Here is a 15836-nt window from a genome sequence, read left to right on the forward strand (position 1 = left end):
AACAACATATATAAAACCGCTTAATTTTTTTAGGCGGTTTTTCTTATGTATTATTCCTGAGTTTTTCCGGAGATACCCCAAATTTCTTTTTAAATGCCCGGGTAAAATTTTGAAGATACTCATACCCGCATTCTATAGCTATTTCTTTAATCATAATTTCTTTGTCTGTAATCAGTTTCCTGGCTTTCAGCATGCGTAATTCTGAAATATAGTGGACCATAGTCGTATGATATTGTGTCTTAAATTCTTTTCTGATCCTGTTCTGACTGATTCCTACCAGCTCTGCGATTTCTTCAACTTTTATATTTCTGTGATAATTTTCGTCAATAAATCTCTTAACAATTTCAGGGGTTTTAAAAGATGAGGTCATTGCCTTTTTTTCACTGAACTGCTCAAAAATCAGGATCAGAAGCTTAATAACTTTAGCTTCCATAAATAATTTTTGCACTATTCCTTCCTTAGAATAATGGACCATCTCATTGATGATCATGTGCATCTCAACAGTCATATCCGGCGGTGTTCCTTTATGAAGAAAGATGAATTTATTATGGATCATTTTGTCCAGTATTTCGGCCCCTTCTCTATTGGATGCAGGATTGATCAGGTTGGTAATATGATGATAGCTGAGTCTTAGATGAAAATATTTTAAAGTTTCTTTTGCTTCCGGCCATATCAGTGTAGTATTTTCTTCTGATTCATGGTACAGGATGTATTGATTTTTCTTAAGTAAAAATACTCTGCTATCATCATGAACCTTTAGATTCATATTGGAATGGAGGAGGAAAAACAAATTAAAACCTGATTGACTTTCAGTGGTAAAGGGTTTGGTAGTATTTTCAACCGCTGACACCTCCTTCATCATGATCTCCATATCCTTAGATTTAAATACGAATCCGTTTCTCATACAACCCATTTTTTTACAACCGTAATCGATAAACTCCGGACAGGATAACTAAAATTTGAAAATGATAACCTCCGGATCAAGAATGTACGGTACTTTTGCGCAAAATTAAATTAAATTTAGAATAAATAAAAATAATACATATGCTTGAAAATTTATTTTTTGTGTTAAAAAAAATAGGCATCGGAGCATCCATCGCTTTCACAGGATATGTCTTGCATGCCCAGACTCTGCCGCAAAACTGTAATAATACCGATCCCGGAGGCAACACTGGCGACTTAGGGTGTGTCACTTTTACCTATAGAGGGCAGCAGGTTGTCTATACTACCGTAAGGGGCGAGGATGGGAAAATATGGCTTCAGCAGAATCTTGGTAGTGCTCAGGTGGCAACATCAGCTACGGATCAGGATTCTTACGGAGATCTTTTTCAGTGGGGCAGATGGGATGATGGCCACCAGTTGAGAAATTCTCCTGTTGTTTCACCGCCATCTCCCAATACTCCGTCAGGTATTACAACAGGATCCTATATTGCAGGCTCTCCTGCCTGGTGGTCAGGCTTCGCCGCTACTGATGAGTGGAGTGGGAAATCTAAAGAAGATGCCAGCGATTTTATAGGTGTAGACCCTTGTAAGGCAATAGCGGTTGACTGGAGAATGCCTTCACAGGCAGAGTGGGCATCGTTGGTGAGTGCCGCAAACATCACAAACCCGGCTACAGCTTACAACAGTCATCTGAAACTGCCGGCAGGAGGATACAGGGGATCTGGTAATGGGGATTTTACGTTTGTGGGACAAAGAGGATATTTCTGGAGCTCAGATACTTCCGGATCCGGCGGAAAATACCTTTACATAGGAGCAACTATTGCCAATCCTTCATCAGGAGGACCCAGGGGGCAGGGAGCTTCAGTAAGATGTATCAAAACGGTATCAGGTTTAGGTACTTCAGATACTTCATTAAAAAATATTCAAGTAGGCGTATCTCCCAATCCTACAAAGGGAATTCTTCTCATAAAAACCGACACAGCAATTGAAAATGTAAGTGCTGTCAATGCTGCCGGACAAAAATTAGACATAAAAATGTCAGACCATCGAATTGATATGTCTTCATTTCCTAACGGATTGTATATTCTGGAATTAAAGCTGAAAGGAGGGCAGTCTGTCTTTAAAAAAATCATAAAGGAATGATATTCTCAAACAAGCATTATTAATATTCTTGCCGGATCTTCGGTTAAAATATAGTTCATTACAATTACTTTTATCAGAAGGCTCATGATATTTTCATGGGTCTTTTTTCCAATTAAAGAAAGTAAAGGAACCTTAGCATATAATTAAAGAAAGAATACAAAATATACGAAGTCTGAAAACTTCATTTTTTGCCTATTGAAAAAAATAGTCTACTTTTGCACTAGATTTATCAAGAAAGGTGGAGGGATTTGGCCCAATGAAACCTTAGCAACCTGCACGGTTCCAGAAGTGTAAAGGTGCTAATTCCAACCCGATGGGGGAGATAAGTGAAGTCAATATTCTTATATGAATTCCATTTCTTGAAGTCTTATGTATCTGCGGAAGGTTCCGTCAGAACGTTAGTATTTAATTGGCAAGAACAAAGATGAAAAAATTAAGCATCGCGGTATTACTGCTTGGGACCATAGGAGTCGCTGCCCAGGAGCAGGAGGAAAAGGGAAAACAAATCGAAGATATCATTATCGTTGGAAACCGTAATCTTAAAAGAACGAAACTGGAGACACCGGTTCCGGTAGATGTGATCAGTATTGAAAAAATACAAAAAGCATCCCCACAGATCACCGTTCAGGATTTGATGAATTATCTGATTCCTTCATTTAATTCAGTAAGACAATCTGCTTCGGACGGTACGGAGCATATTGACCCTGTGACTTTGAGAGGCATGGGACCAGACCAGGTACTGGTATTGGTGAATGGAAAAAGGAGACATACCACCTCTCTGGTAAATTATCAGAATACAGTAGGAAACGGGTCAGTGGGAACAGATTTAAGTACCATTCCGGTTATTGCCATCGATAGGATAGAAGTTCTGAGAGATGGAGCCGCAGCGCAATATGGATCAGATGCCATTGCCGGAGTAATCAATATTATTCTGAAAAAAAATCCTGGTGCTTCAGCCAGTATTACTTATGGTTTAAGTGGAAGGAATGACGGGGAGACTTACCAGGCAGGAGCGAATTATGGAACTTCTTTAGGAAAGAGGGACGGTTATATCAATCTTTCACTGCAGTTAAGTCACAGGGGGAAAACAACCAGAACACAGAACCCTGATCTGATTATTTATGATCAATCGAACCTGAATATCGTCAATACTAATGGATCTATCAGTGCTAATGGGATTTCTTTGCCTGATGTTAGTCCGGTTGCTACAGGAGTTTATAACAACTCTTTTGCTTACGATTTTGCGGAGACCGGAAGTCAGATTTCAAGAGCTTATGATGATGCCTTAATCGCAAAAAACGGATTGTCACGCAGTGATTTCAATTTTCAGATCGGAGATGCACAGATCAGACAGGGACAACTGTTTTTTAATGCTGAATATCCTTTTAGTGATCATTTTACATTATATTCTTTCGGAGGCTTTAGTGTTAAAGAAGGAAAAGGCTATGGCTTCAGAAGGCTTCCAAGTGAAACTTTTAATGTGGTTCCGTCGCTTTATCCCAATGGTTTTCAGGCGGTAGTAGGATCTCGGATTTATGATGTATCCTATGCCGTGGGTGCAAAATATGCCGTAAATAACTGGTTGATTGACCTGAGTAATACGTTAGGAAGCAATACCTTCAACTACAATATCAGCAATACCAACAATGCTTCGCTGGGAGCAAAATCTCCTACACGTTTTTATGCAGGGGCGCATGAATTTCTTCAGAATACCATTAATCTTGATGTTTCTAAAAGCATTAACCATTTTAACCTTGCCTTTGGAGGTGAATTCAGATTCGAGCAATACCAGATAAGGCAGGGAGATGAGGCGTCTTATGCACAATATGACACTAATGGAAATATTGTAACCCAAGGCTCAACGGTAATCGGAGCAGGAGGATCCCAGTCTTTCATCGGTTTTTCACCTAAAAATGCATTGAAAAAAGACAGGCACTCTACAGCGGTGTATGCTGATGTATCCTATGATTTTAATAAAAAACTGAATATTGATGCTGCTGCCAGATTTGAAAACTATTCCGATTTTGGAAATTCTTTAAATGGTAAGCTGGCAGTCCGCTATGAATTTGTAAAAAATTATGCTTTAAGAGCGGCTGTAGGAACAGGCTTCAGAGCACCTTCTCTTCAGCAGCAGTACTTTAATAATTCCTATGCCGATATTTCTACCTCCGGTTCAGGAATTGTGACGAAAGGGATCTTTAATAATGACAGTAAAGCTGCCCAGGTTCTCGGATTTGATCAATTAAAGCAGGAAACATCTGTAAACGGAAGTGTGGGATTTACCCTGAAACCGGCTAAAGGATTGTTTATTACACTAGATGGATATTTCATCAAAGTGAAAGACAGAATTGTCATCACAAGCAATATTACCGATGCCAGACTATCAGATTCTGATATTGTAGGCAAAGGAAATGAAGTGGAAAGCGGAAGGTTTTTTGCCAATGCCGTTGATACCGAAACCAAAGGACTTGATCTGGTCGTTTCCTATGACTGGAAGCTTGGAGGCGGTAACCTGAATATCAGCCTTGCCGGAAACTATACCGAAACAAAAATTACAGATTTCCATTTTCCGGAAAATCTCGGAACTCCACAAAACGAATTTTTTGGGCCCGATCAAATCAATATTATAGAATCCTTATCTCCTAAAACCAAAGCATCTTTAGGCTTAAACTATGGCATCGGGAAATTCAGTTTTCTCATAAGAAATACCTATTTTGGCAAAGTGATAAGAGATGGCTACCCCTTTGGAGGCGTTCAGGAATTTTCACCCAAAATCATTACAGACCTTAGTGTAGGATATGATATTACAAAAAATATCAATTTTACTGTAGGAACCAATAACGTTTTTGATGTCTTTCCTGACCTTCAGATATATGAAAATTCCTATTATGGTGTGTTTAAATATGCTCCGGTTCAAATGGGAACTTTGGGAAGCTATTTCTTCGGAAGACTTAATTTTAACTTTTAATCATTACATGAGCACTGCTTCACATCAGATCGGCTGGAAAACAGCGGCAGCCATTGTTGTTTCCAACATGATCGGAACCGGTATTTTTACCACTCTTGGGTTTCAGTTATCGGATATTACCAACACGTACAGCATTTTTCTCTTGTGGATTATCGGAGGAATCCTGGCTTTATTCGGTGCATTTTGCTATGCCGAATTGGGATCTCATTTCAAAGGAAACGGTGGCGATTTTATTTACCTTAAAGAAACCTACCATCCGCTGTTCGGATATCTGATCAGCTGGATTTCTTTGATCATCGGATTTTCCTCACCCGTAGCACTCGCTGCGCTCGCGATGTCTAAATATCTTTCCGTGTTCGACTATTCATTTGGAAACGGATTTGCCATCGCTGCAATTTTTCTGGTCGCGATTACTTTGTCTTTTAGTTTAAAAACCTCCAGCAGATTTCATAATTTTTTTACTTTCATTAAAATAGCTTTCATTATTGTTCTGGTGATCGTGGGGGTGAGCCTTTCAGAATCACCGGAAATAGGAAACAGCTTAAATTTTAGTGATAGCTGGAAAAATGAAATCATGCTTCCTGCTTTTGCTACTTCTCTTGTTTTTGTAACCTATTCTTATACCGGCTGGAATTCGGCGTCATATATTGCAGGAGAGATTAAGGATGTTCAGAAAAACCTTCCAAAATCCCTGATTATAGGAACTGTTTTTGTCACGGTCAGCTATCTCTTGGTCAATTACATTATGCTGAAACATGCTCCGGTAAGCCAATTGGCCGGAAAAGAAGATGTCATGGGGGAAGCAGCTGTCAATATGCTGGGCACCAGTTTCGGGAAGATTGTTAATATTTTTATTGCACTACAGCTTATCGCCACCATCAGTGGTTATCTTTGGGTAGGTTCAAGATTGACACAGGCCTTTGCAAAAAGCACTTACCTATGGAAACCTCTTTCAGCATCCAATAAAAAAGGAATTCCGGTGAGAGCTATTTTTGCCCATGCGGTGATTGCCACGGTTATTATCCTAACGGGAAGTTTTAAAGAAATCTTTGTATATACAGCATTTATTCTGCAGTTGTTTGCCAGTCTTGCCATTTCAACGGTGTTTTTCCTGAAGAAAGAGAACCGAAGAATATTTAAATCCAATACTTTTTATATTTTTCCTACGGTTTTTTTACTCTTCAGCTTGTATATCCTTTATTTTACTTTCATCCATAATCCTAAAGAAAGCCTGATTGGACTCGGAATTATTGCGGTAGGAATTATTCTGTACTTAATCGACAGAAGACTGTCTGGAGGAGTGTAGAATGAGTCCTGAAAACATAAAATGATGAATACACAGATCTCCATGGTCATCTTTTTATGATTTTACCACTAATGCTCAAAAAATTATGCTTTAATTTTGAATTAATAATCCTTATCTTTGCACCCACAAAATTTCCACAATGTCTAAATCATTAATTCCAAAATTAGAAGCTATAAAACAAAGATATAATGAGGTTGCAGACCTTATTATACAGCCTGATGTTATTTCAGACCAAAAAAGATATTCTTCTTTGAACAAAGAATATAGTGATTTGGGAAAAATTGTTAGGGTTTATGATCAGTATAAAGGAGCTTTGGATTCCATTGCAGAATCAGATGAAATCATTGCAGATGGTTCAGACAGAGACCTTGTAGATCTGGCTAAAGAAGAAAAACTGGAAGCTCAATCTAAGATCCCGGGATTAGAGGAAGAGCTTAAAGTATTGTTGATTCCTAAGGATCCTGCAGATGATAAAAACGTTATTGTGGAATTACGTGCCGGAACCGGAGGTGATGAAGCTGCTATTTTCGTAGAAGATATCTACAGAATGTATACCATGTATTTCAAAACGAAAGGATGGAGACATGAAGTAACCGATTCTAATGAAGCTGCAAAAGGCTACAAAGAATTGATTATGAAAGTGGAAGGAGAAGGAGTGTACGGAATCATGAAGTTCGAGTCAGGAGTTCACCGTGTACAACGTGTACCAGAAACAGAATCTCAGGGAAGAGTTCACACTTCTGCTATTACAATTGCAGTATTACCGGAAGCTGAAGAAGTAGACGTAGAGATCAACCCTGCCGATATTGAAATGCAGACTTCACGTTCAGGAGGTGCCGGTGGGCAGAACGTAAACAAGGTTGAAACGAAAGTTCAGCTTACGCACAAACCTTCAGGGCTTGTAGTCGTTTGTCAGCAGGCTCGTTCCCAGCTGGCTAACCGTGAATTGGCAATGGAAATGCTTCGTGCCAAGTTATACGATATCAAATTGCAGGAAGTTCAGGGAGATATCGCAGCCCAAAGAAAGACAATGGTTTCTACCGGAGACCGTTCTGCAAAGATCAAAACCTACAACTACCCTCAGGGTAGAGTAACGGATCACAGAATCAACAAATCAATGTATAATCTGGATGCTTACATGAATGGTGATATTTCTGAAATGATCGACGCGGTAATCATGGCAGAGAATGCAGAGAAAATGAAGGGAGAAGAAGAAAACTACTAAAAGTTTTAAAAATATAATAAAGCCTCTGATTTTTCGGAGGCTTTTCTTTTTTCAAATCATGTAATAATATAAACTATGAAAAACTACAGAATTATTTTATTGGTATTTCTTACCATGATGGGACAGTATGTGTCAGCCCAGACAGAAGTGAAAAAACCTAAGGAGGCATTTGAACTCTTCTTTGGAACATTTGTAAATAATGATGAAACTTCCTTAAACAAGCTGAATGATTATTTAAGACCTACCGTAGAAGGGCAGAATGCTTATCAGGTAAACTTTAAAGAAAGCTCAGACGAGATGATGAAGTCAAGTGTGGAGAATTTCCTTGCTGCTTTTCCTAAAGCAACTGCTGCTGCCTGTAAAAAAGAAGCCGAAGACTATTTCAAAGGAATGCTGGGGAATTTTAAAACCGGAAAACTTACCGTAAAAAACGTAAAAGTTGTTCCTAATGAATATGTGGAAGATCAGAAAATTGCTGAAATCAGCTATTCAGTAAGCTTCCTGGTTCCTTCAAAACTTACACCTTCACCTGCAGGAGATCCCAAGAAAATAAAAGCAGATGATCTTAAAAAATATTTGGTTGGGGCCGCCCAGGATTTTAAAAATGCAGATAAAACGGTGACTACAGACCAGGAGTTTACCCTTTATGAGCTTAAAGAAGGAGATAAAATATACTATTGGAACGGAAGTCCGGACCAGATTGTCACCGATCTTACCGATTTTTATTTTGATAGCTTTGGAACGAAAGAATAATTGAAAATAAAATACATTAAAGTCCCGGTTTTTGGGACTTTTTTTATGTCATAGACTTTACGTATTTTTGAGAAAACCGTTTACTATGAATTTTAAACCTATGTTATTAACCGCTGGAGTTCTGTTTTCAGCGTCTTTTTATTCTCAAACAATGAATTATCCTAAAGCAGTAAAAGGAAGCCAGAATGATACGTATTTTGGAAGCACCGTGGCGGATCCTTTCAGAGATCTTGAAAACGACTCTGAAGCCACTAAGAAATGGGTAGATGAAGAAGTGGCATACAGCCAGAATTACCTTGCAAAAATTCCATTCAGAGATAAAATTAAAAACCAGCTGAAAGAAATCTGGAATTATGAAAAGATTTCAGCCCCTTTTAAAGAAGGAGATTATACCTATTATTCTAAAAATGACGGTCTACAGGCCCAATCTGTATTATACAGAACCCATAATAAAACCAAAGCTACCGAAGTATTTTTAGATCCCAATAAATTCTCTGAAAAAGGAACAACATCGCTTTCTAATCTATCTTTCAATAAAAAAGGAAATCTGGCAGCTTACTCTATCTCAGAAGGAGGTAGCGACTGGAACAAGATCATTATCATTGATGCCATCACTAAAAAACAGATCGATGATACCTTGTTGGATGTAAAATTCAGCGGAATCTCATGGCAGGGTGACGAAGGATTCTATTACTCAAGCTATGACAAACCTAAAGAAGGGACAGTACTTTCCGGGATGACCGATAAGCATAAGGTATACTTCCATAAGCTGGGGACCAAACAATCTGAAGATAAACTGATCTTCGGAGGCGAAAAAACACCGAGAAGATACCTGGGAGCAAGTGTTTCCGAAGATCAGAGATATCTTATCATTTCTGCAGCCAATGCAACCAATGGAAATGAATTGTATATCAAAGATTTAAAGAAAGGTGGCGACTTCGTGCAAATTGTAAAAGGATTCGAGATCAATGCCGGTATTGTTGATACAGAGGGAGATACCCTTTTCATTTCAACAGACAAAGATGCCCCGAATATGCGTCTTGTAAAAACGACTATCGCTAATCCGGCTCCAGAGACCTGGAAAGATGTGATCCCACAGACAGATAATGTGTTGGGGATTTCGTCAGGTGGTGGATATTTCTTTGCGACCTATATGGTGGATGCTATTGATCAGGTGAAGCAGTTTGATAAAACAGGAAAGCTGATCAGAGAAATTACGCTTCCGGGCAAAGGAAATATTTCAGGTTTCGGAGGAAAAGAAAAAGAAAAAGACGTTTATTACTCTTTCAGCAACTATATCACTCCGGGAACAACCTATAAATTCAACGTAGATTCCGGTACCTCTGAAGTATACCAGAAACCCAAAGTGAAATTTAATCCAGACGATTATGTTTCAGAACAGGTATTCTATACATCCAAAGACGGTACAAAAGTTCCGATGATGATCAACTACAAAAAAGGAACTAAGCTTAATGGTAAAAATCCTACGATCCTCTATTCTTACGGAGGCTTCAACATCAGCTTACAACCTTCTTTTTCAGTAGTCAATGCGATCTGGATGGAAAACGGTGGTATCTACGCCGTTCCGAACATCCGTGGTGGCGGTGAGTATGGTAAAAAATGGCATGATGCGGGCACAAAGCAACAGAAGAAAAATGTATTTGAAGACTTTATCGCAGCAGGTGAATATCTGCAAAGTAAAGGGTATACATCAAAAGAATATATGGCCCTTTCGGGAAGATCAAACGGAGGTTTATTGGTGGGAGCAACAATGACCATGCGTCCGGACCTTGCCAAAGTAGCTTTTCCGGGAGTTGGAGTTCTGGATATGTTGAGATACAATAAATTTACTGCCGGAGCGGGCTGGTCATATGATTACGGAACAGCAGAAGACAGCAAAGAAATGTTTGAATATCTTAAATCTTACTCTCCGGTACATAATGTAAAGCCGGGAACCTGCTATCCATCCACCATGATTATCACCAGCGACCATGATGACAGGGTAGTTCCCGCTCACTCATTCAAATTCGGTGCTGAGCTTCAGGAAAAACAGGCATGTAAAAATCCTATTTTATTAAGAATCGAGAAGAATGCAGGGCATGGAGCCGGAAGATCAACTGATCAGGTAATCGGTGAAAACGCGGATCTGCTTTCTTTTGCATTGTTTGAAATGGGCATAAAGCTTTAATTCAGAACACTATAAAAATTAGTCTGATCAAGAAGGAAGACTGATAGATAAACAATGATCATATAAAACCCCCGGATGAAATTCATCCAGGGGTTTATTTATTAACACTGCATTGATTAATTCTTCGTAAACTTCGAGCTCAAAGTCCCGATCTTATAAATATATATTCCCTTTGGAAGGCTTTCTACATCAACTGAAATCTTACCTTCTGAAGCTGAAAAAGATTGGTTGAGAACCAATTTTCCGGTGACATCAAAAACCTCAATTTTATTCGCACCACTTCCGGGATTTACAACATTTAGTATTTTATTAGTAGGAATAGGAAATGCTGATAATTGACTCCCGGCCTGAATTTCTTTAGCTGTCAAAACCGAAGTTGGTAAAGAATAAACTTCGGTGAGTGGAATACTGCTATTATTGAAGGCTGTCCCACTATGAACTATTAACTTATTTGTATTCGTTGCACCATCATGAAAAACGTTAAAGCCTCCATCGTACAATTTATTGGGATCTGTATGGAAATCCTTGATCAATGTTCCATCTTCATTAATTAATATTAGTTTATAGGAAGTATAAGTATCATTAGAAATGCTTACCATAAACTCAAATTTACTGTCAGTATTAAATATATTTTTTGATATTGAAAATGCTTCGCCATAAAAATCTAACCGATTAAAACCTGCTGGCATTGGAACGGTTACTGTTTTATAAAGTGCATAGCTCGAATTGTAAACCTTTAGTTTATGATCAGTGGTCTTTGAAACGTAAAATGTTTCTGTGGGGCTGGAATAAACGAAAGCATCTTCATTGGTGAACGAATGTTCTACAGTTAATTGTGCAAAAGCAAAGTTTGCAGCCATTAATGCGACAGCAGAAAATAGTAATTTTTTCATGGTTTTTAGTTTATAGTTTGCAGTGACAAAGGTACTGAAATTTATATTGTAAATAAGGGACAACTATGTGATAATTGCCTTTTGATGAGATTTTTAAACAGAATTTAATTTTGAGAGAATATCATTTAAAACTCACGTAATCATCAGAATAGCAATGCTTATTTATTATTCTAAAAATGCTTAAATTTAGCCATCTAATAAATCTGAAAGTATGAGACGGGAAGTTCAGAACAAAACTCCTCAATTTAACATCACTGAAAAGGAAACTGAAATTTATCCATTCGAAAAAGATGGATTGGAGTTGAAATCTTCTTATAAAGCTGTAGATGTTAAAAATAAAGAATTAACACAGACTTCTCCAGGAATTGAACCTTACCTGAGAGGACCGTATTCCACCATGTATGTTCAAAAGCCCTGGACAATCCGCCAGTATGCAGGTTTCTCAACGGCAGAAGAATCCAATGCTTTCTACAGAAGAAATCTCGCTGCCGGTCAGAAAGGTCTCTCAGTAGCTTTTGACCTTGCTACACACAGAGGATATGATTCTGACCATACAAGGGTTGTAGGTGACGTTGGAAAAGCAGGAGTAGCCATTGATTCCGTGGAAGATATGAAGATCCTTTTCAACGAAATTCCTTTGGACCAGATTTCTGTTTCCATGACGATGAACGGTGCCGTACTTCCTATTTTGTCTTTCTATATTGTCGCTGCCGAAGAACAGGGAGTAAAGCAGGAATTGCTTTCCGGAACCATACAGAACGACATTCTGAAGGAGTTCATGGTAAGAAATACCTACATCTATCCGCCCGCACCTTCCATGAAGATCATTGCAGATATTTTTGAATATACTTCTCAGAACATCCCGAAGTTCAATTCCATTTCCATTTCAGGATACCATATGCAGGAAGCAGGAGCCACTCCCGTATTGGAAATGGCCTATACCTTGGCAGACGGTCTTGAATATGTAAGAACAGGGATAAAAGCAGGCATGAATGTAGATGATTTCGCTCCCAGACTTTCATTCTTCTGGGCGATCGGAATGAATCACTTCATGGAAATTGCTAAAATGCGTGCTGCAAGATATATCTGGGCGACCCTCTTAAAGCAGTTTAACCCTCAGAATCCTAAATCTCTAGCATTAAGAACCCATTCTCAGACTTCAGGATGGTCACTGACAGAACAGGAACCTTTCAATAATATCACAAGAACAGCTATTGAAGCCCTATCTTCAGCATTAGGCGGAACACAATCCCTGCATACCAATGCATTGGATGAAGCAATTGCCCTGCCTACAGACTACTCCGCCAAAATTGCCAGGAATACCCAGATTATTCTTCAGCAGGAAAGCGGAATATGTGATGTGGTAGATCCTATGGGAGGAAGCAATTTAGTAGAAAGCCTTACCCAACAAATGATTGAAGAGGCAATGCGCTACATCGATGAGGTAGAGCAGGAAGGCGGAATGACCAAAGCCATTGAAGCCGGAATTCCGAAAATGAGAATTGAAGAAGCCGCAGCCAAAAAACAGGCAAAGATTGATAGTGGTGAAGAATTTATCATAGGAGTCAATTCATTCAGGTCATCATTAAAGCAGGATGCCATCGAGATCCTTGATATTGATAACACAGAAGTCCGCAGGAAACAGATCGAAAGACTTGAATCCATCAAAGCTGAAAGAAATCCTGAAGCCGTGGCACAAATCTTAAACGATATCCGTGAAAGTGCTAAAACAGGAAAAGGAAACCTGTTGGCATTGTGTATTGAAGCAGCAAGAAGAAGAGTTACTCTTGGTGAAATGAGCGATGCCATGGAAGAAACCTTCGGAAGATATAAAGCAAACATTAAAACCATCTCTGGAGTATATGCCATGAATGCAGGTAAAAACGAATACTTTGAAAAAGCCCTTAATCTGACTCAGAAATTTGAAGAAGAAGAAGGGCGACGTCCAAGGATCATGGTCGCAAAAATGGGCCAGGACGGGCATGACAGAGGAGCGAAAGTGGTAGCTACCGCATTTGCCGATATGGGATTTGATGTAGATGTTGCTCCATTGTTCCAGACTCCGGAAGAAGTAGCCAAACAGGCGGTAGAAAATGATATTCACATTTTGGGAGTATCTTCACTCGCTGCAGGACACAAAACACTGGTTCCTCAGGTCGTCGGAGAACTTAAGAAACTGGGAGCTGACGATGTTGCCATCGTTGTTGGAGGAGTTATTCCTCAACAGGATTATGAATTCCTGTATGCAAACGGTGCCGACTTTATCTTCGGTCCGGGAACCAACCTTCCGAAATGTGCGGTTGAGATTTTAGAACGATTATTAGCCCAGTCTTCCAATCAGTAGACAGGCAATACCATAAAAAAAGCTGCTTCAATTTTGAAGCAGCTTTTTTTATTTCTTGATTTCAACAATTTTACCGTCATCTAAAATCTGGTAATATGCTTTGGTGATGCTTTGGCTCTCCCCATCTAAGGTATGATCCGTAGTGACGGTCACCTTACCGCTTTTACTGATTTCATAGCTGCTGAACTCTTCTTTCTTATCATCCTTTCCAGGATCGAACCAAATGCCTTCTACATAAGCTTCACCGATGATGCTGTTTTTCACTACAGTAAGCAGGTAGTAGCGGTAATCAAAATCTCCGCAATCCATCGGAACGAGAATAAGCTCCATCCCTTTATACTGCGTTAACGGAAAATATCTGAACTTGGGTTCCCCACAGGTATATTGTTCTGAACCTTCCGGTAAGAAATCGGTTTCTATAAACTTGACATCTACTCTGGGAAGACTTTCTAAAGGCAAACTGTATTTTCCCTTTTGTAAGCCGGATTTTTCCTGTGCAGGCTCAGTCGTTGCCTTTCTCCATTTTTCAATAGATATATAATCTCCCGAAACAGGCTCCATAATTTCCAGCTGATCACATTCATTACCCGAAGCCCGAAAAATATGATACGTTTCAAAACGGTCAGGTCCGTTATATCCCGCAGAAATAGAATAGTTCCAGATACCATTAACCTTTGTACTGTCTACTAAAAAGGCAATGCCGCTTTTCCCATTAGTCAGAGAATCCAGAAATTTAGCCTGTTCCTTCATTTCATCAAGATCAAGGATTTTTTTCATGAAATCGGTTGAATAACAAGCCTTGTCCAACACCTTTACTTCTTCTTTTTTTGCTGTGGATTCTTTCTTACACCCGATAAACAATAACGGAAGTAAGCCTAACAAAAGTCTATGCATGAAATTAATTTTTTCACAAAAATAAGATTTAAAAAATTGAACATTTGAAAAATAGTTATATATTTGCACCTGAAAATCAAGTTTAACCATTTAAAAACAACGAAGCAATGTTCAGAAATAAACAGAATTCTACAGTTGGATTGCCACTTTTCGTGGTAAGGCTTCGTGGTTTGGTACAGTCTTAGAATAATAGTACAAAGATATATCAACACCCGGAGTCGTATAGATTTCGGGTTTTTTATTGCGCAATATTTCAAACTTAAGTTTCCCCGAAATCTTTTAGTGTCGTTAAAGGATAAAAAATTGGATGAGTCTAATCTCAAAACAATATATGTCCGTCATTGTCAATGCATCAACTAATATTTTAGTTGAAAAAAGGAAAAGATACAAAACAGATCTTTATTTATTGGTCTTGTATCTGATATCCTGTGTCTTAACATGGAAAATGATTACCTTCTGTCCCTTCGCTTAAGAAGTCTGAGGAGCAGAAAAAGAACAAAAAGAAAAGATGTAGAAAAACAGATCAGAAAAAAGTTTAAACGTAGTGAAGAACTTTGGAAAATAAAGAGAAATACTCCGCCGATTCCTTTAGATAGTCCTTATCAAAGGGGATTTGTAAGATTCTTTGTCGTCAGGGATGACGTCATGAGATCCAAAGATGGAGAATTTTTTGAAGAAATTCTAAAGAAAATCAATACCTGGATGTACTCCGAAAGCCGCCAGTTTCTCAAAAAGAAAAGGAAATTCGGGAGGGGAATATATGTCGAAAAAGAACAAAAGCTCAAGACGATCTCTTCCTGGTCCTGGAATGATCCGAAACTCGGACTTACAGCAAGGGAAAGACAATATTTCCTGAAATACGAAGAATACTGCCCTTATCGGAAATGCAACGAAGTATACTACGAATTTACTGAGCCATGGAGGTTTACCTTAAGGATAAGACCCAATATGATTACCCACTATAAGCCTGTAGACGTTGAGATGGAAAAAGAAATTGCAGAGCTGGAAGCTTGTCTGCAGCAGCATAAAACAGTAGGGATTATCCACAAAAAAATCTATGGTAAATCATACCGGTGGAGATCACAAAAAGAAGATGTACATCTTATCAGAAGCGGGAAATATTTTACCTGCGCACTTTCTGCAAAAGAGATTGCAGAATGCTTTCAGGACGTATAAGTCC

At 38.8% G+C, this 15836-nt stretch carries 11 protein-coding genes and 1 riboswitch; of the genes, 8 read left to right on the forward strand and 3 right to left on the reverse strand.

Features of this window, described 5'->3' with window-relative positions:
- Window positions 1–43: 43 nt before the first annotated feature.
- Complete coding sequence (locus M030_RS0107680; RefSeq protein ID WP_027372969.1) at window positions 44–904, reverse strand: helix-turn-helix transcriptional regulator; 861 nt, start codon at window positions 902–904, stop codon at window positions 44–46.
- Between the two features lie 140 nt (window positions 905–1044).
- Between M030_RS0107680 and M030_RS0107685 the strand changes: the two genes are divergently transcribed.
- From M030_RS0107685 to M030_RS0107710, 6 genes are all read left to right on the forward strand, one after another.
- Window positions 1045–2085: a T9SS type A sorting domain-containing protein gene (locus M030_RS0107685; protein ID WP_027372970.1), complete on the forward strand. Its 1041-nt coding sequence runs from the start codon at window positions 1045–1047 to the stop codon at window positions 2083–2085.
- Between the two features lie 223 nt (window positions 2086–2308).
- Window positions 2309–2414: riboswitch (SAM riboswitch) on the forward strand.
- 95 nt (window positions 2415–2509) lie between these two features.
- The gene (locus M030_RS0107690) at window positions 2510–5053 is read left to right on the forward strand and encodes a TonB-dependent receptor plug domain-containing protein (RefSeq protein ID WP_027372971.1); all 2544 of its coding nucleotides are present in this window, start codon (window positions 2510–2512) and stop codon (window positions 5051–5053) included.
- 7 nt (window positions 5054–5060) lie between these two features.
- Window positions 5061–6359: an APC family permease gene (locus M030_RS0107695; protein ID WP_027372972.1), complete on the forward strand. Its 1299-nt coding sequence runs from the start codon at window positions 5061–5063 to the stop codon at window positions 6357–6359.
- 139 nt (window positions 6360–6498) lie between these two features.
- The gene (gene prfA, locus M030_RS0107700) at window positions 6499–7584 is read left to right on the forward strand and encodes a peptide chain release factor 1 (RefSeq protein WP_027372973.1); all 1086 of its coding nucleotides are present in this window, start codon (window positions 6499–6501) and stop codon (window positions 7582–7584) included.
- A 75-nt stretch (window positions 7585–7659) separates the two neighbouring features.
- On the forward strand, window positions 7660–8337 hold the full coding sequence (locus tag M030_RS0107705; RefSeq protein WP_027372974.1) for a hypothetical protein: 678 nt from the start codon (window positions 7660–7662) through the stop codon (window positions 8335–8337).
- A gap of 85 nt (window positions 8338–8422) precedes the next feature.
- Window positions 8423–10525: a prolyl oligopeptidase family serine peptidase gene (locus M030_RS0107710; protein ID WP_027372975.1), complete on the forward strand. Its 2103-nt coding sequence runs from the start codon at window positions 8423–8425 to the stop codon at window positions 10523–10525.
- A gap of 116 nt (window positions 10526–10641) precedes the next feature.
- Here the strand turns inward: M030_RS0107710 and M030_RS0107715 are convergent, their stop codons facing one another.
- A complete protein-coding gene (locus tag M030_RS0107715; protein ID WP_027372976.1) occupies window positions 10642–11418 on the reverse strand; it encodes a T9SS type A sorting domain-containing protein in 777 nt (258 codons plus the stop codon).
- Between the two features lie 211 nt (window positions 11419–11629).
- Here M030_RS0107715 and scpA point away from each other — a divergent pair, with 211 nt between their 5' ends.
- Window positions 11630–13762: a methylmalonyl-CoA mutase gene (gene scpA, locus M030_RS0107720; RefSeq protein WP_027372977.1), complete on the forward strand. Its 2133-nt coding sequence runs from the start codon at window positions 11630–11632 to the stop codon at window positions 13760–13762.
- Window positions 13763–13810: 48 nt separating this feature from the next.
- Here the strand turns inward: scpA and M030_RS24900 are convergent, their stop codons facing one another.
- Window positions 13811–14656 (reverse strand): hypothetical protein, encoded by an 846-nt coding sequence (locus M030_RS24900; RefSeq protein WP_155860239.1) that lies wholly within the window; start codon window positions 14654–14656, stop codon window positions 13811–13813.
- A 438-nt stretch (window positions 14657–15094) separates the two neighbouring features.
- Between M030_RS24900 and M030_RS0107735 the strand changes: the two genes are divergently transcribed.
- Entirely contained in the window at window positions 15095–15832 is a 738-nt protein-coding gene (locus M030_RS0107735; RefSeq protein WP_027372978.1) for a hypothetical protein, read from the forward strand.
- The last annotated feature ends 4 nt before the right edge of the window (window positions 15833–15836 follow it).

Source organism: Chryseobacterium sp. UNC8MFCol (genome assembly GCF_000482305.1).
GTDB lineage: Bacteria > Bacteroidota > Bacteroidia > Flavobacteriales > Weeksellaceae > Chryseobacterium > Chryseobacterium indologenes.